Raw genomic sequence first — 20,721 nt, 5'->3', positions numbered from 1 at the left:
TGCGAACCATCGGGATGTTTCACGTTAATATTGGCGGCAAAAACGGACGTTACCCGCAGTGTCCGCCACCCATAGGTGCCAGACACGTAACCCCGCAAGAGGACTGCGAACCATCGGGATGTTTCACGTTAATATTGGCGGCAAAAACGGACGTTACCCGCAGTGTCTGCCACCCATAGGTGCCAGACACATAACCCTGCAAGAGGACTGCGAACCATTAATAGGCACCCGGCAAAACTTGTGGGGTAATCTACCCGGGTCTGAAAAGATGCCCAATGATATGAACGATGAAAGGATTGCGACGCAACAGGCGATGCTACAGGGTTATATCGCCGGTATTAAAAAAGACACGTTGCAAATAGTATAACCCACAAAAAAAGAGATGCCGGGTATATATTGCAATGCCCGGCATCTCACAGAAGTTCACCTTGAAAGTTTAGTTACGCAGCGATGCTATATCTATCACAAACCGGTACTTCACATCACCCTTCAGCATACGTTCGTAAGCTTCGTTAATATAGCTGGCATCAATTACTTCCACATCAGAAACTATGTTGTGCTCCGCGCAGTAATCCAGCATTTCCTGAGTTTCTCTTATGCCGCCTATTAAAGAACCCATAATGCTTTTTCTTTTCATCAGCAGGGCAAAGGCAGATACCGGTACCGGCTCTGGTGGGGCACCCACAATTAACAACTTGCCGTTTGTTTTAAGCAGGTTAAGGTAAAGGTTGTAATCGTGCAGTGCAGAAACAGTGTCTATAATAAAGTCAAAATGGTTTTGAAATTTATCCAGTTCCTCTTTGTTGCTGGTAAGCACAAAATGGTTGGCGCCAAGCTTTTTGGCATCCGCCTCTTTTGATTTGCTGCCGCTGAGCATGGTTACCTCTGCGCCAAAAGAAGAGGCGAATTTAACGGCCATGTGGCCCAGTCCGCCCAGGCCAAGTACCGCCACTTTATGGCCTTTGCCCACACCTGCATAACGCAGCGGCGAGTAAGTGGTAATGCCTGCGCACAGCAATGGTGCAACTGCTTCCAACGGCAGTTTTTCAGACACGTGCAGTACATAATTTTCATCTACCACAATTTGTGTGGAGTAGCCGCCATAGGTAGGCGTTTTGCCATCCCTTTCATAGGCATTGTAAGTACCAGTCATGCCTTCTTCGCAATACTGCTCATCGCCGGCTTTACAGCTTGGGCACTCGCGGCAGCTATCTACAAAGCAACCTACCCCGGCCAGGTCTCCTTCTTTAAACCTGGTAACATGGTTACCGGTTTTAATAACCCGGCCAACTATTTCGTGGCCCGGTACCATGGGGTAAATAGCGTTGTTCCATTCGTTTTTAACCTGGTGGATATCTGAATGGCACACGCCACAATATAAAATCTCTATCTGTACATCGTGCGGGCCTACATCCCGGCGGTTAAAATTAAACGGCGTTAATGGTGTGGTGGCGTTTTGGGCCGCATAGGCGTTAACTGCTGTCATAAATTTTTGATTTGTTATGTTTTTGGTTGTTGGGTAATAATAACATTTACGTGTAACTAATGGTTCACCAGCTTTAGTGCGCCATCGCTGTAGCGCTGGCCCGTATCGGGGTACCTGTTTACAAGGGTTTCAATAGCGGCCAGTTCATCAGTGGTTAATTCAATGTCAACGGCGGCGGCATTTTCCTCCAGGTATTTTCTTTTTTTGGTGCCTGGTATGGGTACAATATCATCCCCTTGTGCCAATACCCACGCAAGGGCAAGCTGTGCGGCGGTGGCATTTTTGGTAGATGCCAGTTCAGCAAATTCATCCACCAGTTGCCTGTTATTGTTCCAGTGGTCGCCATCAAAACGGGGTAGTGTTCTCCTGAAGTCATCAGTAGCCAGTTCATTAACATCCGTTACTGTAGCGGTAACCAATCCCCTTGCCAAAGGACTATATGGAACAAAAGTAATGCCCAGTTCCCGGCAAACAGCCAGTATTTCTTTTTCCACGTCCCGTGTTAGCAAAGAGTATTCGCTTTGCAGGGCTGTTACCGGGTGTACCGCATGGGCCCTGCGTATGGATGCCGGGGAAGCCTCGGATAATCCCAGGTATTTTACTTTGCCTTCTTTAACCAGTTGCGCCATGGCGCCTACCATATCTTCCACCGGCACGTTGGGGTCTATGCGGTGGGCATAATATAAGTCGATGGTATCAATTTTTAGGCGTTGCAGGCTTTTTTCAACCGCGGATTTCAGGTATTCCGGAGAGCCGTCGAAGTAGGTGGCGGAAGTACCTACAAAGCCGGTTTGCCCTTCTCGCTGGCGAAAACCAAATTTGGTGGCGATAAATACTTTATCCCTGTTGGGCGCCAAAACTTTTGAGATTAATTCTTCATTATGTCCGTAGCCATACATATCGGCAGTATCCCAAAAATTAATACCCAGTTCAAGCGCCCTGTTTAAAGTGGCTATGGATTCCTCATCGTTCCTGGGGCCGTAGGCAAAGCTCATGCCCATGCAGCCCAGGCCAATGGCCGAAAGCTCTTCTCCCGTATTCCCCAGTTTCCTATATTTCATAGTCTGAAAATTTTAGGGGTAAAAGTAGAAACAAGCTACGGCGTTTTTATTGTTCTTTTCAGAGCATTAATTGTTCAAATCAAAGAAAGGGCGCTTTAAAAAAACTTAGTAGCAGGCTGTTCAGTTGGGGGTATTGGCCGGCGGACTGTGAAAAATCACAGTACCTGGGGTGATAAAATACAATTTCTGCAAGCTTTGCCGGTTGTTATTTTGGTAAGTTAAATTTGCTTTCTTTCACCAAAGCAAATCTTTTAACTGAAAAACTCTTACTTATGATCACGAACTGGAACGAAGCCACCAAAAAAATCAAAGCATTCAGAAGCTACATGAAGAATGCGCCAAAAGCCGTTAAAGACAAAAAGGGCTACCTGATTACCCGGGAAGAAATTGAAAGCATTTTAAAACAGAAAAAGGGCAAACTGGATGGCATACGTATTTATTTTGGCGCCGACGTTGTAGAAGATTTTATGGTGCCTACCATTGTTGTTGTTGGCTGCGAGAAAGATGAGGAAGGCAAGTACAACGATTACAACATACCGGAAAAGAACCTTAAAACACTTATCCTGGAAAGTTCAGGGGCAGTAGCCAAAGGCATGTCTAAAACAGCTACAACACTGCCATGCCCAACAGAATGCAGCAAGCGTAATATTTTAAACAGTTAAGAATGAATCTCGGGTTGTTTCAGCATATATTCAGGTACGATGCCCTGATGCCGCTGATAGCGTTACTGGTATATGCAATGCTATATAAGCGTATTGGCAATAAAGAAAACCTGGTATTGGTGTACCTGGTAATAAACATTGTTTTTGCCGGGGTAACCAATTATATGGGCTACTACAACATCAACAACCTTTCTTTTTACCATTTTTATACGTTGTTTGAGCAATTGTATATTTCCGGTTACATACTTTACAAGATAACAGGTAAAAAATTCAGCAGGCTGTATATCATCATCAACACTGTTTTTACATTGTTCTGGCTGGCAGATATATTGTACCTGGAAGACCTGCATGGCTTTAACAGCAATACAGCAACGCTCTCTGGTTTTCTAATACTGCTGCTTTGTATGTATTATATGCTGCAACTTTCTAAAAGAGATGAAATTCTTCACTTTCAAACATCGCCAACATTCTGGATTATCAGTGCTTTCCTGGTGTTTAGTGCCGTAAGCATACTGGTGTTCGCGGTATATGCTTATTACACAAAGTATGGTATTGAAGAAGGGCGGCGTATCTTCAGGGTAATGCGGTTTACAATTATTGCTAAATTTATCATGATTTCAATTGGCTTATTATGCTACTACAAACAGCGCCGACATTCAATACCGCGTACTTTGTTATTGTAGGTTCCGTTGTAATTCTATTCTTCATCATATTTTTTTACCTGTTCATTGTTCAGTTGCACCGCCGCCGCATACTGCACCAAAAAGAAATGTTCGATTTAAGAACGCAGTACGAGCAAACAATTCTTAAGGCCCAGCTTGAAATACAGGAACAAACTTTCCGCAACATAAGCCAGGAGATCCATGACAATATTGGCCAGGTTTTAAGCCTGGCCAAACTTAATTTAAACACCATACAGTACGAAGCCGCAGCGGAAAAAGTGGCTATTACCGAAGAACTGCTGGGTAAGGCTATCGGCGATTTGCGGGACTTAAGCAAAAGCCTGAATACGGAAAAAATAACAGACATAGGATTAGCCGCCGCCATAAAGCATGAACTTAACCTGATAGAAAAGGCCGCCTCTATGCAAACAAGTTTTACTTGTAACTGTGCAGAGTTGTATCTTAGCCCCGAGCAGACCATAGTGGTGTTCCGCATGATCCAGGAAAGCTTTAATAACATTCTTAAGCATGCAAAAGCTACCCAAATAAATATTGACATAGATGCGGATGTATCAAACACCAAAATTAAAATAGCCGATAACGGCTGTGGGTTTGATACGCAAAAACTAAACAGCCTGGAAACAGGCATTGGGCTAAAGAGCATTAAGCAACGTGCGGAATTAATTGGCGGCTCTGTTAACCTGCTTTCCCAACCCGGCCAGGGCACAACTGTTCAAATACATATTCACAACAATAAATCTTTACCGGCATGACAAAAGTGGCACTTGTTGACGACCACACCCTTTTGCGCAGCGGCCTTGCATCTGTTATAAGCAGTTTTGGAGATTACCAGGTGGTGTTTGAGGCAGACAATGGCAAGCATTTTATAGAGCAACTTAAAAAGCACGAAGAGCCGCAATTGGTTTTGCTGGATATTACCATGCCCGAAATGGACGGCTTTGAAACAGCGCAATGGATAAAAGAAAACCGTCCCGATATTAAGGTACTCGTATTAAGCATGATGGATAACGATGCCGCTATTATACGCATGCTGAAACACGGCGCCAAAGGCTATATTCTCAAAGACAGTAAGCCGCAGCTTTTAAGGACCGCTTTGTTTGATGTAATTAACAAAGGCTTTTACTTAAACGAACTGGTTACGGGCAAGCTCGTTCACTTCCTGGCCCAGAGCGAGAAGGATAACAAGGAAGTACAGGAAGCTGTTGCGCTAAACGATAAGGAAATAGAGTTTCTGAAACTGTGCTGTACAGAAAAATCTTATAAAGAAATTGCCGATTCCATGAGCGTTTCTCCCCGCACCGTAGAAATGCACCGAAGTAACCTTTTTGAAAAGCTGGGTACCACATCCCGGGTAGGGCTGGTATTGTACGCCATCAGGAACGGCCTGGTTAAAGTATAGTATTAATATTCCGTTATACGGGTAAAGCCACAGCCCGGAATTGTCAGGGGCTGTTGGGTTTTGTTTTTTATGGCAACAGCAGTTCCGGCTTTTCATTCCAGCTCCGCCACAAGACCCACGCACAATACCTTCAGCGGGGTTTCCATTGCAATCCGGCAGCCATTCAGCAGGCGAATTTCTTTTCAGCTTTGCCCGCATGAGAGATTAGCGTTGCCAGGCAGTGCTATGTTTCTCTACCCGGGCTGAAATGCCGCCCAGGGATATGCCGATGAACGTAATGCGACGCAAGGGACGATGCCATGATAATTCTGTTGCCGGTAACCAAAAAAATTTTAAGCTGCACGACAATTTGCCTATTACCCTACCTTAGCTATTAGAAAAGAATACCACTATGAGCAGGCTTAGTAACCTCGCGGAAACATTGATAGGCTCGGAAATTGTGCGCATGGGCAACGAGATTAATGAACGCATACGGCAGGGCGAAAAAATTTACAATTATACCATCGGGGATTTTGACCCCAACATTTTTCCCATTCCAAAAGAGCTTGAAGACCTCATTATAGAATCTTACCGGCAGCACAATACCAATTACCCGCCCGGCGATGGCGTGCTGGAGTTAAGGCAGTCCGTTGCTCATTTTATCAAAATAAACCAGGGGCTTGAATACGCGGTAAATGAAATACAGGTAGCATCGGGCGGGCGGCCTTTGATATACACCCTTTTTAAAGCCATTGTTGATAAAGGAGATAAAGTAATTTATGCTGCGCCATCCTGGAACAACAACCATTATGTACACATGAACCAGGGAGTGCATTGCCTTATTGAAGCAACGCCCGAAAATGACTTTATGCCTACCGCCGCGGATATAGCCCCACATGTTGCAGGAGCGGCCCTGCTATGCCTGTGTACACCACAAAATCCAACCGGCACTACGCTGGGCAAAGTGGAAATGGAAAAAATCTGCGACCTGGTATTGGAAGAAAACAAACGCCGGGGCCCGGATGAAAAAAAGCTGTACCTGATGTTTGACCAGATGTACGGGGTGTTAACATTTGGAAGTACACAACATTATAACCCGGTTACACTACGCCCGGAAATGAAGGAGTACACGGTATTTATTGATGGCATTTCCAAGGCTTTTGCCGCTACAGGTTTACGGGTGGGCTGGAGCTTTGGCCCTGCCAAAGTAATTGGTAAAATGAAGGCCTTGCTTAGCCATATTGGCGCATGGGCGCCCATGGCAGAACAAAAAGCCGTGGCCAGATACCTGCTGCGGCAGGATGCGGTAAACCAATACCTCGCCTTGTACAAAGCCGCACTGGAGCAAAGGCTGCACCTTGTGTACGATGGGTTTACCAGCTTAAAAAACAAAGGCTACCAGGTTGACGCGGTTGCGCCGCAGGCTGCCATCTACCTTACCATCAAATTAGATTTAACAGGCAAGTTTTATAACGGCCGGCAGCTTACTGCGCAGGCAGATGTAACAGCTTATATTTTAAAGGAGGCCCGCCTGGCTGTTGTACCTTTTTACGCATTTGGGGCAGGTAACCAATCTCCCTGGTACCGTTTAAGCGTAGGCACCTGTAGCATTGAGGATATTCATGAAATGTTTGAACAACTGGAAGCCGCACTGGCAAAGCTTAGCGATATGTAATAATAGTTTTCATTTTGCCGTCGCCCAAAAATCTGGGTTCGTCAACTATAAGCAGCCCGCTATCATCTGTTTTATTACCTTAGCCGCATGGCTAAGAAACTTTTTTTACTGGATGCAATGGCACTCATCTTTCGTGCCTATTACGCGTTGATACGTAATCCCCGCATCACATCAAAAGGCAGGAATACCAATGCACAGTTTGGGTTTACCAATACTTTGTTCGACCTGATAAATAAGGAGCGGCCCACCCACCTGGCCGTATGTTTCGATACACATGCCCCAACCGAAAGGCATACCGAATTTGCCGATTACAAAGCCAACCGGCAGGAAGCGCCGGAAGACCTGCTGGATTCGCTGGACGATATCAAGCGCATCATAAAAGGCTTTAATATTCCAGTGGTTGAACTGGACGGATATGAAGCAGATGACGTTATCGGCACTCTTGCCTGGCAGGCTGCCGATGCCGGCTACGAAGTGTACATGGTTACACCCGATAAAGACTACGGCCAGTTGCTGATACACAAGAACGTATTTATTTACAAGCCCGGTTACCAGGGCGGCGATATTGAAATACTGGATGCGGAAAAGGTATGTGCCAAATGGGATATTGAGCGTGTGGAACAGGTGGTGGACATACTCGGCCTGATGGGAGATGCGGTGGATAACATTCCCGGTATTGCCGGTGTAGGCGAAAAAACAGCCGCCAAGCTGCTGAAGGAATATGGAACGGTAGAAAATGTAGTGGCCAATGCAGACAATATTAAAGGGGCTTTGGGCGAAAAAGTCCGCAATGGTAAGGAGAGTGCCTTAATAAGTAAAAAGCTGGCAAAAATTATTACCAATGTACCTGTGCAGTTTCATGAAGAAGATTATTGCCTGAAGGAATGGAATAAGAAAGAACTGGTGGATGTGTTTACTGAGCTGGAGTTTAAAACACTGGGCAAACGCATTTTGGGAGAAGAGTTTAATGTGTTTCAAACCGCGCCGGTGGGCGTACAGACAGATTTGTTTGGCAACGTGGTGGAAACCCCTGCCGCCAAACCCAAACAGGAAAAGAAAGAAACACCGGCAGCAGTAACAGCGGAAGACGAAAGCAGCGAAGCTGGTTTTAAAGCAGATAAAACCATTCACAATACGCCCCATCAATACCTACTGGCCGATACGGATGAAAAAATAAAAGAACTGGTAGATAAGCTGCTGTTGCAAAAGGAGATTTGTTTTGATACAGAAACTACCGGCCTTGATGCCAACGATGCGGAACTGGTGGGCATGAGTTTTTCTTTCCAGGCTTATGAAGCATATTATGTGCCATGCCCGGCCGACCAGCAACGTACCCGGGAAATTTTGAGCCTGTTCCAGGGTTTGTTTGCCAAGCCCGATATTACCTGGATTGGCCAGAATGTTAAGTACGACATGCTGGTATTAAAATGGTATGGCCAGGAACTTAAGGGCGACATATACGATACCATGCTGGCGCATTATGTGGTAGAGCCTGATGGTCGCCGCAGCATGGATTTACTAAGCGCCCAGTACCTTGGTTACGAACCGGTGCATATTGAAGAACTGATTGGCAAAAAAGGGAAGGCCCAGGGCAATATGCGGGACGTGGAAGTAGAGAAAATAAAAGACTACGCTGCAGAAGATGCCGATATTACCCTGCAGTTAAAATATGCCCTTCACCCGTTGCTGAAAACAAAGGAAGTAGAGCGTGTATTTTACGAAGTGGAAAACCCGCTGGTAAAAGTGCTTACCGATATGGAGTTTGAAGGCGTAAGGATTGACGAAGCGTTCCTGAAAGTGTATTCCAAACAACTGGAGAGCGATGCCCGTGATGCCGAGCAGAATGTATTTGCCGGCGCCGGAGTAAAATTTAACCTGGCTTCTCCCAAGCAATTGGGCGAAGTACTGTTTGAAAAACTGAAACTTGACCCCAAGGCTAAAAAGACCAAAACCGGCCAATACGCCACCGGTGAAGATGTGTTGCTTAAACTGGCCCATACCAACCCTATTGTTGCCGATATTCTTGCCTTTAGGGAGCTTACCAAGTTAAAGTCAACATATGTAGATGCGTTGCCCTTGCTGGTAAACCGCAAAACGGGCCGTGTGCATACATCTTATGCCCAGGCAGTAGCTGTTACCGGCAGGTTAAGCAGCAACAACCCCAACCTCCAGAACATACCCATACGTACAGACAGGGGCCGCGAAATAAGAAAGGCTTTTATACCCCGCAACAACGATTATGTACTGGTAAGTGCGGATTACTCGCAAATTGAATTACGCATCGTTGCCGGTATAAGCGGAGACCCCAACATGTGCGAAGCCTTTAAAAAAGGGGTTGACATTCATACTGCTACAGCAGCCAAAGTATACGGTGTTGCGGAAACCGAAGTAACCAAAGAAATGCGCTACAAAGCAAAGAGTGTAAACTTTGGCATCATCTATGGCCAGGGTGCTTTTGGTCTTGCCGATAACCTGGGCATCAGCAGAACAGAGGCCAAAGAAATTATAGACAACTACAAGAAAGAATTCAGCGGTATTACAAAATACATGGATGACACCATTAATTATGCCCGTGAACATGGCTATGTGCAAACCATCATGGGCCGCAAGCGCTGGCTGCGGGATATTAACTCATCCAACTTTACCGTACGCGGTTTTGCAGAGCGCAATGCCATCAACTCGCCTATCCAGGGCACGGCCGCGGATATGATTAAGCTGGCCATGATTAAAGTGCATGCCGCCATGAAAAAAGAAAACCTGAAAAGCAAAATGCTGTTGCAGGTGCATGATGAACTGGTATTTGATGCGCACAAAGATGAACTGGATACTTTAAAACCTTTGATACTGGAGAACATGAAAGCCGCCCTGGCATTGCCACATGGGGTGCCTGTTGAAGCTGAGGTGGGCTTTGGTGACAATTGGCTGGAAGCCCATTAGTAATTTTATGGCCCCGGGTGGAGGAGCTATTATGAGGCATCGTTGTGCAATTCTGCGTGGCGAAGCAGCAGAATTGGAAACTCTTCAACGCTTTGTTGCGTGCCGGGCAGTACGCCGTATAGAATGTTGTACCCATAATCCAATTTACATATCCATATTTTATGAAACGAGACGATACCCTTTGGAAAGGCATACTTGAAAACGTATTTGATGATTTTTTGAGATTCTTTATCAAAGACGCCGACGAAATATTCGATATGCAGAAAGGCTTCGGGTTTTTAGACAAAGAACTGGCCCAGGTTATTGCTATTGAGGAAGTTGAAGAACCTAAACAAGTTGATAAACTTGTTAAAGCCCATACCAGGTCTGGCACAGAAGAATGGATACTCATTCATGTGGAAGTGCAGGGGTATAACGAAGTGGAATTCCCAAGGCGTATGTTTAATTATTTCTATAGGATATGGGATACCTGGCAAAAGCCGGTTACGGCCTTTGTAATTTTTACTGACAGGAATAAAAAGTTTTGTCCCTCCCAGTTTAGTTATAGTTTTTTAGGTACCAGTCTTTCTTATAGCTATAATGTGTACAAAGTAATACTGCAGGATGAGAAAATGCTTTTGCAGAACACTAATCCTTTTGCGATAGTGATAGCAATGGTATTGCTGGCATTAAAAAGTAACAATTTTGATGACAATCAATTATTTGATCTGAAACTTTCCCTATTACGCAACCTGCTCAAAAGAAAAATTCCTTTGCTGAAAGTAAGGAAACTGCTGCTGTTCCTGCATCAGTATGTACGCTTTGCCAATCCTGACATAAATATTAAATTTGGAAAAACAATAGATATTCTAAGTGAAAAAAATAAATCTATGGATATTGAAGAAATGATTATTGAGCGAACAAAAAAACAGGCATCCAGAGAAGCCGCTATCGCAATTGCAACCAAGATGATAAAAGATGGCACAGCGTTATCAGACGTGCAGCGCTATACCGAATTGGATAATGAAGAGTTGAAAAAACTATCGCTTAAGCTAAAGAAAGATAAGTAACTGTGGATATTGAAGAAATGATTATTGAGCGTGCCAAAAACAAGGTTTGAAGGAAGGTATTAGAGAAGCTAAGCTTGAAGAAGCACCCAATAGTGTTTAAAGAGAGCCTGCCATTTGAAATTATACAACGCATTAAAAATTTACCCATGAATGAATTGACTAAGCTGTACAAAAAACGGTACGAAAAAAGCAACGTCACTTGTCTTATGCATTTCAGCAGCTAACTGCAATACAAGGCTGCAGCCGCCATAATAACAGAAAGATGAAGTGCTTGCGACGCAATTGGGATGCCATGAAACTGTATCGCCGGTATCTACATCTTTTTCTACATAAAAAATACTCTTTCCACAGTCCAGTATAAGGATATGGCCGCGATGGCAACAGAAAGCGGATATACTACCCGCCTGCGATAGTTGGCATTCTTTTTAAATGGTAATACAAACAATCCAAACACGGCAGCTATTACAGCCACCTGGCCCAACTCTACCCCCATGTTAAATGACAGGATGGAAGTAAAAAATTTGTTAAGTGGCAGGCCAATTTCATTTAGCGAACTGGCAAAGCCCATACCATGCACCAGCCCGAAGAGAAACACCAGCACAATACGCCAGGGCTTTAGCTCAGCCAATAGCAGGTTTTCCACCGCTACAAATAGTATAGACAAGGCAATAACAGGTTCTACTATTTCGCCGGGGGCTACCATAATATTTTTCATGCTCAGCGCCAACGTTACTGAATGCGCAAAGGTAAAGGCGGTTGCCTGCCATAAAATAGCCTTTAGTTTATTGCTTAGCAGGCAAAGGCCCATTACAAAAAGTATATGGTCAAAACCTTCTGGTATAATGTGCCTAAACCCCAGCCTGCCATAGTACCACATTACATCGCCCGACGGTGCCTTTTCCATGGCGTAGTTAATGGTGTGTGCCAACAGCGGTGTTGTTAAAAACAGCAGGCATGTAATAAGCAATGCTGTGCGCCTGTATGCAAGTTTTTCCGTAAACATTTTCGTGATGTTTAAATATTAACGGCCTGCTATAAACTTGGGCAGTACACGCATCAGTTCATCTTTAAGGGCGCCGCTTATGTAAGGGTTGCCTGCAGATGTTTTAGCCAGCAGTGTTTTGGCCGCATCGTTGTTGCCGTTTTTTGCATACACCAGTGCTGCCCTGCATAACAATATGGGGTTTTGAGCATTTGTTTTTAAAGCCGCCTGCATATAGGGCAGCGCTTTTTTGTAGTCGCCGTTATTGTAGTATACCCATGCTACTGTTTCGTTCACATCAATATTCTGCGGCCTGCGGTTATATTCCATCAGGGCATGCTCCAATGCTTTAGTGTTATTCTTGCTGTGCAGGTAAGCATAGGCCAGCTCTTTATCTGCATAATGGCCAATACTGCCGTCATCTTTGCCGGTTGCATCTGCGGCCATTTGGGTTATTAATGTTTTTACAACCGCATCAGCTTTTTGCGGCTGTCCGGCCAAACGGTAAGCTTCTGCAAGCTCTTCCTGTATGCTGTTATCTGTTATTGTTTGTTGTGCCTGTAGCAGGCTGGCAATGGCTTTTGCATAATCACCGGCAGCCATTGCTATACGGGCGGTGCCAGCCAGGGCATAAGCATATCCCGGCTTTGCTTCAAGCGAGGTATGGTATATACTTGCAGCAGTTTTGTAGTCGCCCGATTTTTCGTAAAGGCCCCCCAACTGTACCCTTGCCCACTCTGTATTCTCGTCGCCTTTGTTGCCTGCATCTACGGCCATTTGCATGGCTTCTATAGCGCCGGTATAATCGCCAAAAATTTCACGCAGGTAAGAAACACGTGAGTAAGAGGTAAGGTCTGGCCGTATGCTCATCATCCTTTCCGCATTTACCAGGGCTGAATCATAGTAGCCCATCTCTACATTGGCATCTACCAGTAAACCATATACGTAAGCGTTGTAGGGGTTTACCTGCTGCGCCCTGCCTGCAACAGAAAGCCCTTCTGCAAAATGGTGCTGCGATAAGCAGATGAGCGACTTAAACACCAGCGCATTAAAGTTGAGAGAATCATTTGACAGCACATGGTTAACCTGCCTTAATGCAGCTATATCATAATAAGCGTGGTTGCCCGTTTCTCTTGCCTCCTGTATGTACAAAGCGGCCAGGTACAATGGTGCTTTTGCATCTGCCGGGTTTGCCTTTGCATCGGCCAGCAGTTTCTTTTCTTTATCCAGCAGCATTTTCCATTCGGGGCCCGTCGTTTCCACTCCCTTGCGGGCAACCAGGGTGTATTGTTTGTTTTGTTCGGCTTTTGTTTTTCTGCTGTAATTGAAAACTATGGCTGTCGCCAATAAAATGAAAACAATAAAAAACAGCAGGTAGGCATGGTTCTTTTTCATATCGCAAACTTTATGCGGTGAGGTATAAATTGTTATTTAAAAGGGGGCTGAATGCGGGCACAATCATGCAGGCTTAAGCCATAGCGCATGCTGTAATACCTGTTGCCTGGTTAACCGGAAATGCAGCAATGAAAGCAGGTAGTTTTGCTGCCAGTTAAGAAACGTAGAATGCAGTGTTTTGGATTTAGTGCAAAAAAATAAATTGAAGCAGGAAAGAAGATTAAACCGTTAAGTGTTGCAATACAATTTGCTGGGTTAATTATGGGCGTTAATTTTCAGGTTTACTTTTACCTCGTTGCCCATAACCATGCTGCCACCGCCAATATTAAAATCGCGGCGGTTGATGGTGAAGTTGCCGGTAAAAACAAATCCGCTGCCAGAAGGCTCGGCGGAAAAAACAATATCAACAGGTTTAGACGTACCCTTTATAATTAAATTACCGGCGGCGTGGTATTGCCCGTTAGCGCTTGTAACAGATATGCTTTGAAAACTGATTACCGGGTATTTCTCCACGTGAAAATATTCTTCTTTTTTAAGGTGGTTATCCCTGCCGGTAATGCCGGTGTTAATGGTAGCCGCATTTACACTAACATTAAACAAACACGCCTGCAGGTTAGAGGGGTCCCATTTTATCGTTCCTGCAAGCCCTTTAATTTCGCCTTTTACATTCAGGCCAAAATTTTTGATGGAAAAAGTTACGGCATCCTCCGTATCCACCGGCTTTAAATCAGCCGGGGTAAAAGCGGTTAAACCTACCAACACGAAAGTAAAAAGGGCTACTATTTTCATAAACCGGTATTAGGCAATAAAATTATTTTATCCGGCATTCTTCTATTGTTAAAAATTTTGCAGCCTTTATATACAACAGAAAGCAGCCACAGGGCGCCCCCGCCAAAATACAGGGCGGGCCGGGCTATCCGCTGCTACTCCGCCACAGGGCCGGCGCACAAAGCCTCAGCGGGGTATCCGCTTCTATCCCTGGCGCAAAGTGTAACAGCGTAATTTTTTTCATGGGCGTTTATCGCCATACTCCATTTCTTATTGCAACTCAGCATAAATGCGTTCCACATCAGCCCTGCGGCACAACTCGGTTCCGTGGTTCATGGTGGCGGCTGTGCCGGCGGCAATGCCGTAACGCAGCACATCCTTCATACCCAGGCTTTTAGAAAGTGCGAATACCATCCCGGCTACCATACTGTCTCCGGCGCCTACGGTACTGCGTTTTTTTACAGCGGGTGCGGCAAGTTGGTGTACTTCATCTTTTGTTATCAGCATAGCGCCTGCGGCACCCATGGAAACCACTATTATTTCGCAGCCGCCGGCTGCAATTATTTCTCTTGCAGCGCCGGTAATTTCATGCGGCAGCAGTTCGTCTTTGCCCTGCAGGCTGCTTAGTTCGCCAAGGTTGGGCTTGGCCAGGTACACTTTACGTTTCAGCAATTGCTTCAGTGTTTCACCGGAAGTATCAATAACCAGTTTGGCATCATGGGCGTGTACCACTTCAGCCAGCTCGTCAAAAAAGTCCAGCGGTATGCTGGATGGCGTACTGCCGCTAATAACAACAAAACCGTAACCGGTATTCTCTTTAAGCTCTTTCAGGCAGTTCTTCCATTCTCCTGTTGTAACAACCGGGCTGTCCATTACAAAGCGGTATTGCAGGTTATTAGATTCATCTACTACAGTAAAGTTTTCCCTTGTATTTTCCGCTATCTCAATAGCCACGTAGTCAAGCTTTTCTTTTTCAACAAGGCTGGCATAGAATTTACCTGTGTGGCCACCCGCCAAAAATAAAGCGGTTGAATCTGCTTCAAGGCGCTGCAATGCCCGGGATACATTTACGCCGCCGCCGCCGGGTTCGTAACGGGCGGTGGAGCAACGCAGTTTTTTATCCGGCACAATGGTTTTAACGGTAGTTGTTTTATCAACTGCAGGATTGAGAGTGATGGTGATAATATTTTTCATGAATAAGAATTTGATGAAGAATGCAAGGTAGCCGGTTACTCTTTCAATGCCCTGTTAAGAAAGTTGATGAAAGGCTGCAATGCATCAAAAGCTTCAGCTATGTTTTTAAGCAGGTTTTTGTCTGTCAGCTCCGCATCTGTTATGCGGCGCATGGCCAGGAAGCTTTTTAACTTAATGAATTCTATAGCAGGGTTATCTTCTTCATATCCCTTGGGTGGCCGCGTTAAGGCAACATCTTCGCCCCGGTATAGTTCGCCATACACCGTTTTAAATTTTTTACTGCTGATAATCTTTTTGAATTCATCCAGGCTGTAATCAATTTCCTGGCGAACTTTTTTCAGGTCATCCGGCTGTGGTTGCCAAAGCCCGCCGCCGACAAAACTTTCACCCGGCTGCAGGTGAAAATAATAACCGGCGAATATGCTTTTCTTGCCGCCGCGGTTAATGCTTGCGCCGAAATTATTTTTATACGGTGATTTGTCTTTGCTAAAGCGCACATCCCGGTTAATGCGAAAGATGCAGTCTTTTGCTTTCAGGCTGGCAATATCTTCATCCTTTTTGCCATGTTTTGCAATAAGGTTGTCAACAAAAGCTGAGAAGTCGGTCTTTGCATTTTCATAAGATGAGCGGTTTACATCAAACCATTCTTTTGTGTTGTTTTTGTTCAAATCCTTTAAAAATTTGAGCGTTGCGTTTTGTAACATGATACGTGTTTATTACCACTGATTAAATGATGTTTAAGGATAAAGGGTAAAAGCATTCCGCTAACCCTCTCACAGCTTTCCATTCCCTACTTGCCAATACTATACCCGCTTAAAAGTTGCCATGAAAAACAGAACGCACAAGAGTGCGACGCAAGAGGCGATGCCATGAAATAACTTCTGCCGGGCCCATGATATTTTTCCCTGGCAAATAGCGCAGCTATTTGTTGCCCACCGTAAGCGACCGGAACACTTCTTCCAGGTTGCCGCCCTCTGTTTCCAGCGAAACGATGTTGAGGTTTTCCTGCAAAGCAAGCTCCAGCAATTGCTTGCGCACAGCGCTGGCATTGTTACTGCCAAGCCGCCATTTGTTACCTGCATCTTTTGTTACGCTTTGTACGGCGGGCAAACGCTGCAGCCATGCAGGTTCCAGCGCTTCTTTAAAAGTAACCAGCACCACATTGCCGCTGGTATTGCGCTGCAGGTTAGCAATAGAATCATTGGCCACCAGTGTGCCCTTGTTAATGATAATTGCCCTGTCGCAAACAGCCTGTACTTCCTGCAATATATGCGATGAAAAAAGCACCGTCTTGTTCTGCCCCTGCTGTTTGATGACGCTCCTTATTTCTACAATCTGGTTGGGGTCTAAACCGCTGGCCGGCTCATCCAGTATCAGCACTTCGGGGTCGTGAACGAGTGCAGCAGCAAGGCCTACACGTTGCTTGTAACCTTTGGATAGCTGGCCTATTTTCTTTTTACTTTCAATGGTTAAGCCAACCAGTTCAATGGTATCGTTAACCTTTGCCTGCCTGTTATCCATATCAAAAACACCTGCTACAAAATGCAGGTATTCTTTTACGTACATATCATGGTATAAGGGGTTGGCCTCTGGCAGGTAACCAATACTGCGCTTTACATTCAGCGCATTTGTTTTTACATCCATTCCACAAACCTGCGCTGTGCCGGCATCGGGTGTAAGGTACCCGGTAATAATTTTCATGGTAGTACTCTTGCCTGCGCCATTGGGGCCCAGGAAACCGGTTATTTCTCCCTTATTTACTGTAAAGGAAATATCATTAACCGCTTTTTGCTGTCCGTAAATTTTAACCAGGTTCTTAACTTCTATTGACATAGAATCAAATATACTAAGCTATAAATGCCACAGCATGATTTTAACTTTTACAGGATAAGTTATGAATCGTACTCGCCTTTAAGCGCATACCAGCCGAAAATAACGAAGCCGATGGCAATGGGCGTAAAAATAGTGATGATGATTACCCATGGCAGGTAGACATCCTGCACAGGATTGGCGGAAATTTTTTGTGCGGCTTCGTAGATAAGAAAGCAGATGGCAGCAGGGCCTGTGAGTATCCACAACAGGCCAAGCAATCTTCTTATTTTGTTTACAACAGCAACAATAATTTTTTTTAGATTATTCATTTTCTAATTATTTATGTACTTAGCAGTATTGCTACTATTAAGCTTTTGTTGTGTCACTCACTTGTACGTTCGGTTCTTTACGGAGCATTCTGTAACAGGTATTTCCATCATTTGCTACCTCCCCCTACTTGCCACTTCTTACTCCCCACTTGCCGCCTCCTTATGGCTTTTGTTGCCCACATACAGCACACCAATAACAAAGCAAATACCGGCAATGGCAATCGGGTACCATAATCCTGCCAATACATCCCCACCCGGGTTGCCGGGTGTTTTTGAATACTCGAAAATCAGTGTGCCGATGAACGGTACCAGCCCGCCAAAAACACCGTTGCCGATATGGTAAGGTAAACTCATGCTGGTGTAGCGGATTTTTGTAGGAAACAGCTCCACCAGGAATGCCGCTATGGGCCCATAGACCATGGTAACAAAAATTACCAGTATAAAAATGTAGCCAACGATCTTCCATTTATAACTATCCCCAAGTGTAATAACCTTAACTGTTTTAGGTTTAACGTTGGCCGCACTTGTGGCAGTAATTGTTTCTTTGTAAACGGAGCCATCTGTATAAAAGGCTTCTTTTGTAGTGGTAACAATGCTGGCAGCATTATCCTCACTTTGTTTTTCGGAAGTTGAAACGTTTGCTTTTTCCTTAATTTCTGTTTTTTGTTTTACATCAGCAATGTTGTACATGGCGTTAAATACAGGCCGGTAGCAAATGATGGCTGCCAGCATACCCAGCATAATAATGGGCTTTCTGCCCACCTTATCGCTAAGCGCCCCAAATACCACGAAAAAAGGTGTGGCAAACAAAAGCGCCAGGCCTATCCAGCTATTGGCCTGCACATCGTTAAGGTTACATGTTTTTAGCAAAAAGGTTTGCGCATAAAACTGGCCGGTGTACCAAACAACACCCTGGCCCATGGTGGCGCCAAACAATGCCAGCAGCACCATTTTTAAATTGGCCTTGTGCCCAAAGCTTTCCTTTAAGGGGTTTACGGAAGTTTTTCCTTCGCTTTTAAGCTTGCTGAACAAAGGGCTTTCCTGCATTTTAAGCCGGATGAAAATAGAAACTACCACCAGCACTATACTCAGGAGAAACGGCAGGCGCCAGCCCCAATTGTTGTATTGCTCGCTGGTAAGCAGGGTGCGTATAATAAGTATTACCCCCAGCGATACAAACAGCCCAAGCGTGGCGGTAGTTTGTATCCAACTGGTATAATAACCTCGCCTGTTAGCGGGTGCATGTTCGGCAACGTAAGTGGCTGCGCCGCCATATTCGCCACCGAGTGCCAGGCCCTGCAGCAAACGCAGCAAAAGCACCAGAGCAGGCGCCCAGGAAAAGCTTTGATAGGTGGGTATACAGCCAATAAGAAAGGTGGAGCCACCCATGATGATGAGCGTTAACAGAAAAGTATGCTTGCGGCCAATGATATCTCCCAACCTTCCAAATACCAAAGCGCCAAATGGCCTTACGATAAAACCCGCGGCGAATGTGGCCAATGTAGAAAGAAACGCCGCAGCAGGGTTGCCTTGCGGAAAGAACTTTTCGGAGATAATGAGGGCAAGGCTGCCGAAAATGTAAAAGTCGTACCACTCTATTAATGTGCCTAACGACGATGCAAATATGACTTTTGAAATGTTACTGCCGGAGCTTTTCATACAGGGGCTAATCGTTTGTTACCAGATTGGTTTTGAGTGTACAATTTAAGGTCAAAGTTTGATTGTGCAATAGGCAAGGCAAATAAAGATTAAACGGTAGCGTAATTTTTCGGCAGCAAACTGATTAATGAAGAATATGTTGCCATTGCCGGTTTGAGGACGATGACTCCGCATAGCTGCGTTACGGAACAGGCGTACAAGAGTGCGACGCAACGATGCCTCATGCTTGTTCCGTCGCCGGGTTCCGAAATATAAGCAACATGCCGCAGGCATTTGCCTAAAAAAAATGGGGCCATCTCTTTAAAAAGAAACGGCCCTTGTTCACCCAAACCAACTGTAAAAAAATTTATCAATTACCAGTATTGGTAGCCCAGCAACCTTGATAATTCAACTTTGGCAAGGCATAACTGGTAATCGTATTGCAATCTTGTTAATAATACTTTCTGCACATTGGTGCTGGTACTTGTTACTTCAAGGTTAGTGGCAACGCCGTTTTTATAACGGCTGGCTGTTATGGTTTCCGCGGCCCTGGCCTGTTCAATTTGGCCGGCAGTGTTTTTAATACGCTCCATGTTAGATTGTATGTCTGTGAGCGCCTGCTCTATATCTCTTTTATACGTACTATTGAGTGTTTCTACGGCCAGCTCGTTTTGCTTAACGACTGTTTCGGCCAGCTTTACCTGGCGTTTGGCTTTACCACCGTCAAACAGCGGAACTTTAAGCGTTACACCTGCGGCATAATTAAAACGCATCTGGTTTACATTGGGTACATAACCATTTTTTACACCTGCGTCAGCACCAATGCCCAGGCTTGGTTTGTCAGAAGTTTTGGCGATAGCTACATCACCCAGTGCCTGTTTTATTTTGTCTTTGGCCAATACATAATCCAGGTTGTTCTTTTGCGCTTCTGATAGCCCGTCATAGACATCCTTAAGCGGTATATCGAAATCAAATGAAGTTCCGTTTGAGGTTTTTACACCGGTAGAATATTCCAGCAGGTTGATTTGTTTTTGCAGGGAATTTTGCAGATCAACTTTCCTGTTGTTTTCAATATCTACCTGTGATTGTATGTTTAGCAGATCAATTTTGATGGCGTCACCATTTCTAAGCTTACTTTCTGTAATGCGTTTATTTTCATTCAAGAAATTCAATACCGTATCCTGTATCGCAATGGCTTTTTGCAGATAAATAATGTTGTAATAAATGGTGGCTACCTGGTACGCCAATTGGTTTTTTACATACTCAACATTATGTTCCGCATACTTGATTTCAGTTTTGGCTTTATCAACATTGGCTTTAAGTCTGCCAAAATCAAACAGCAGGTAGTCAACACCTACATTGGCATTACCGTTATGTACCGGTGCAAATTGAAACTCCTCCGTTTTACCATCTATTTCAAGCGGCAGCGTAATTTTTGGCCGTACATAATTATAGCTCACATTAGCATCAACAGTGGGCAGTTTGGTCTGGGCTATGTCCAGCCTTTCTTTTGCTGTTTCTACGGTATTCTGCACCTCTTTTATTTTTGGGAAATAGCTGAATGATTGGTTAACCAAACCCTTCAGTTCGCTGTTAGCCTGCACCTGTGCCCGGGTTTGCTGCAGGGCTGCAAGAAAGAGCACTATATAAGTAAGCTTTTTCATTTTATTAG

Annotated in this window: 18 protein-coding genes; 7 read left to right on the top strand and 11 right to left on the bottom strand. The window is 44.8% G+C overall.

Translation table 11 applies throughout. The annotated features are described in order from the left end of the window. Positions 1 to 436: 436 nt before the first annotated feature. Both F0364_RS22360 and F0364_RS22355 read right to left on the bottom strand, forming a co-directional pair. Positions 437 to 1,486, bottom strand: a complete 1,050-nt coding sequence (locus F0364_RS22360; protein WP_153800045.1) for an NAD(P)-dependent alcohol dehydrogenase — start codon at positions 1,484 to 1,486, stop codon at positions 437 to 439. A gap of 56 nt (positions 1,487 to 1,542) precedes the next feature. Continuing rightward, entirely contained in the window at positions 1,543 to 2,547 is a 1,005-nt protein-coding gene (locus F0364_RS22355) for an aldo/keto reductase (protein WP_153800044.1), read from the bottom strand. Between the two features lie 272 nt (positions 2,548 to 2,819). Here F0364_RS22355 and F0364_RS22350 point away from each other — a divergent pair, with 272 nt between their 5' ends. The 7 genes from F0364_RS22350 (at position 2,820) to F0364_RS22320 (ending at position 10,931) form a co-directional block, all read left to right on the top strand. Next, positions 2,820 to 3,209, top strand: a complete 390-nt coding sequence (locus F0364_RS22350) for a hypothetical protein (RefSeq protein WP_153800043.1) — start codon at positions 2,820 to 2,822, stop codon at positions 3,207 to 3,209. A 2-nt stretch (positions 3,210 to 3,211) separates the two neighbouring features. Then, complete coding sequence (locus tag F0364_RS22345; protein WP_153800042.1) at positions 3,212 to 3,892, top strand: hypothetical protein; 681 nt, start codon at positions 3,212 to 3,214, stop codon at positions 3,890 to 3,892. Then, positions 3,841 to 4,644 carry a sensor histidine kinase gene (locus F0364_RS22340; protein ID WP_153800041.1) on the top strand — a complete coding sequence of 268 codons (804 nt, stop codon included), beginning with the start codon at positions 3,841 to 3,843 and terminating at the stop codon, positions 4,642 to 4,644. Before F0364_RS22345 ends, F0364_RS22340 begins: the two co-directional genes overlap by 52 nt. Continuing rightward, a complete protein-coding gene (locus F0364_RS22335; RefSeq protein ID WP_153800040.1) occupies positions 4,641 to 5,291 on the top strand; it encodes a response regulator transcription factor in 651 nt (216 codons plus the stop codon). Before F0364_RS22340 ends, F0364_RS22335 begins: the two co-directional genes overlap by 4 nt. A 391-nt stretch (positions 5,292 to 5,682) precedes the next feature. Then, complete coding sequence (locus F0364_RS22330; protein WP_153800039.1) at positions 5,683 to 6,945, top strand: pyridoxal phosphate-dependent aminotransferase; 1,263 nt, start codon at positions 5,683 to 5,685, stop codon at positions 6,943 to 6,945. 87 nt (positions 6,946 to 7,032) lie between these two features. Continuing rightward, positions 7,033 to 9,882, top strand: coding sequence for a DNA polymerase I (polA, locus tag F0364_RS22325; protein WP_153800038.1), 2,850 nt, complete (start codon positions 7,033 to 7,035; stop codon positions 9,880 to 9,882). 161 nt (positions 9,883 to 10,043) lie between these two features. Next, a complete protein-coding gene (locus F0364_RS22320; RefSeq protein WP_153800037.1) occupies positions 10,044 to 10,931 on the top strand; it encodes an RpnC/YadD family protein in 888 nt (295 codons plus the stop codon). Positions 10,932 to 11,256: 325 nt separating this feature from the next. Here the strand turns inward: F0364_RS22320 and F0364_RS22315 are convergent, their stop codons facing one another. The 9 genes from F0364_RS22315 to F0364_RS22275 all read right to left on the bottom strand — a co-directional run bounded on the left by F0364_RS22315 (position 11,257) and on the right by F0364_RS22275 (position 20,713). Further along, complete coding sequence (locus F0364_RS22315; protein ID WP_153800036.1) at positions 11,257 to 11,934, bottom strand: HupE/UreJ family protein; 678 nt, start codon at positions 11,932 to 11,934, stop codon at positions 11,257 to 11,259. An 18-nt stretch (positions 11,935 to 11,952) separates the two neighbouring features. Continuing rightward, a complete protein-coding gene (locus F0364_RS22310) occupies positions 11,953 to 13,308 on the bottom strand; it encodes a tetratricopeptide repeat protein (protein ID WP_153800035.1) in 1,356 nt (451 codons plus the stop codon). Positions 13,309 to 13,563: 255 nt separating this feature from the next. Next, entirely contained in the window at positions 13,564 to 14,097 is a 534-nt protein-coding gene (locus F0364_RS22305) for a YceI family protein (protein ID WP_153800034.1), read from the bottom strand. 249 nt (positions 14,098 to 14,346) lie between these two features. Then, positions 14,347 to 15,270, bottom strand: coding sequence for a 1-phosphofructokinase family hexose kinase (locus tag F0364_RS22300; protein ID WP_153800033.1), 924 nt, complete (start codon positions 15,268 to 15,270; stop codon positions 14,347 to 14,349). A 35-nt stretch (positions 15,271 to 15,305) separates the two neighbouring features. Further along, the gene (locus F0364_RS22295; protein ID WP_153800032.1) at positions 15,306 to 15,974 is read right to left on the bottom strand and encodes a DUF2461 domain-containing protein; all 669 of its coding nucleotides are present in this window, start codon (positions 15,972 to 15,974) and stop codon (positions 15,306 to 15,308) included. Between the two features lie 217 nt (positions 15,975 to 16,191). Continuing rightward, complete coding sequence (gene gldA, locus F0364_RS22290; protein WP_153800031.1) at positions 16,192 to 17,103, bottom strand: gliding motility-associated ABC transporter ATP-binding subunit GldA; 912 nt, start codon at positions 17,101 to 17,103, stop codon at positions 16,192 to 16,194. 59 nt (positions 17,104 to 17,162) lie between these two features. Next, a complete protein-coding gene (locus tag F0364_RS22285) occupies positions 17,163 to 17,411 on the bottom strand; it encodes a DUF6814 family protein (protein ID WP_153800030.1) in 249 nt (82 codons plus the stop codon). A gap of 138 nt (positions 17,412 to 17,549) precedes the next feature. Further along, positions 17,550 to 19,070, bottom strand: coding sequence for an MFS transporter (locus tag F0364_RS22280; RefSeq protein ID WP_153800029.1), 1,521 nt, complete (start codon positions 19,068 to 19,070; stop codon positions 17,550 to 17,552). 353 nt (positions 19,071 to 19,423) lie between these two features. Continuing rightward, on the bottom strand, positions 19,424 to 20,713 hold the full coding sequence (locus F0364_RS22275) for a TolC family protein (RefSeq protein ID WP_153800028.1): 1,290 nt from the start codon (positions 20,711 to 20,713) through the stop codon (positions 19,424 to 19,426). Positions 20,714 to 20,721: the final 8 nt, after the last annotated feature.

Source organism: Foetidibacter luteolus, from assembly GCF_009650435.1.
In the GTDB taxonomy this organism is placed as follows: Bacteria; Bacteroidota; Bacteroidia; order Chitinophagales; family Chitinophagaceae; genus Foetidibacter; species Foetidibacter luteolus.
The sequence above is the reverse complement of the archived record's forward strand: the minus strand, read 5'-3'. Positions and strand labels throughout refer to the sequence as shown.

Excerpts from the sequence above, each read along its gene's own strand:
- F0364_RS22360 (WP_153800045.1), bottom strand. The coding sequence starts at position 1,486 with ATGACAGCAGTTAACGCCTATGCGGCCCAAAACGCCACCACACCATTA.
- F0364_RS22355 (WP_153800044.1), bottom strand. The coding sequence starts at position 2,547 with ATGAAATATAGGAAACTGGGGAATACGGGAGAAGAGCTTTCGGCCATT.
- F0364_RS22350 (WP_153800043.1), top strand. The coding sequence starts at position 2,820 with ATGATCACGAACTGGAACGAAGCCACCAAAAAAATCAAAGCATTCAGA.
- F0364_RS22345 (WP_153800042.1), top strand. The coding sequence starts at position 3,212 with ATGAATCTCGGGTTGTTTCAGCATATATTCAGGTACGATGCCCTGATG.
- F0364_RS22340 (WP_153800041.1), top strand. The coding sequence starts at position 3,841 with ATGCTACTACAAACAGCGCCGACATTCAATACCGCGTACTTTGTTATT.
- F0364_RS22335 (WP_153800040.1), top strand. The coding sequence starts at position 4,641 with ATGACAAAAGTGGCACTTGTTGACGACCACACCCTTTTGCGCAGCGGC.
- F0364_RS22330 (WP_153800039.1), top strand. The coding sequence starts at position 5,683 with ATGAGCAGGCTTAGTAACCTCGCGGAAACATTGATAGGCTCGGAAATT.
- polA (WP_153800038.1), top strand. The coding sequence starts at position 7,033 with ATGGCTAAGAAACTTTTTTTACTGGATGCAATGGCACTCATCTTTCGT.
- F0364_RS22320 (WP_153800037.1), top strand. The coding sequence starts at position 10,044 with ATGAAACGAGACGATACCCTTTGGAAAGGCATACTTGAAAACGTATTT.
- F0364_RS22315 (WP_153800036.1), bottom strand. The coding sequence starts at position 11,934 with ATGTTTACGGAAAAACTTGCATACAGGCGCACAGCATTGCTTATTACA.
- F0364_RS22310 (WP_153800035.1), bottom strand. The coding sequence starts at position 13,308 with ATGAAAAAGAACCATGCCTACCTGCTGTTTTTTATTGTTTTCATTTTA.
- F0364_RS22305 (WP_153800034.1), bottom strand. The coding sequence starts at position 14,097 with ATGAAAATAGTAGCCCTTTTTACTTTCGTGTTGGTAGGTTTAACCGCT.
- F0364_RS22300 (WP_153800033.1), bottom strand. The coding sequence starts at position 15,270 with ATGAAAAATATTATCACCATCACTCTCAATCCTGCAGTTGATAAAACA.
- F0364_RS22295 (WP_153800032.1), bottom strand. The coding sequence starts at position 15,974 with ATGTTACAAAACGCAACGCTCAAATTTTTAAAGGATTTGAACAAAAAC.
- gldA (WP_153800031.1), bottom strand. The coding sequence starts at position 17,103 with ATGTCAATAGAAGTTAAGAACCTGGTTAAAATTTACGGACAGCAAAAA.
- F0364_RS22285 (WP_153800030.1), bottom strand. The coding sequence starts at position 17,411 with ATGAATAATCTAAAAAAAATTATTGTTGCTGTTGTAAACAAAATAAGA.
- F0364_RS22280 (WP_153800029.1), bottom strand. The coding sequence starts at position 19,070 with ATGAAAAGCTCCGGCAGTAACATTTCAAAAGTCATATTTGCATCGTCG.
- F0364_RS22275 (WP_153800028.1), bottom strand. The coding sequence starts at position 20,713 with ATGAAAAAGCTTACTTATATAGTGCTCTTTCTTGCAGCCCTGCAGCAA.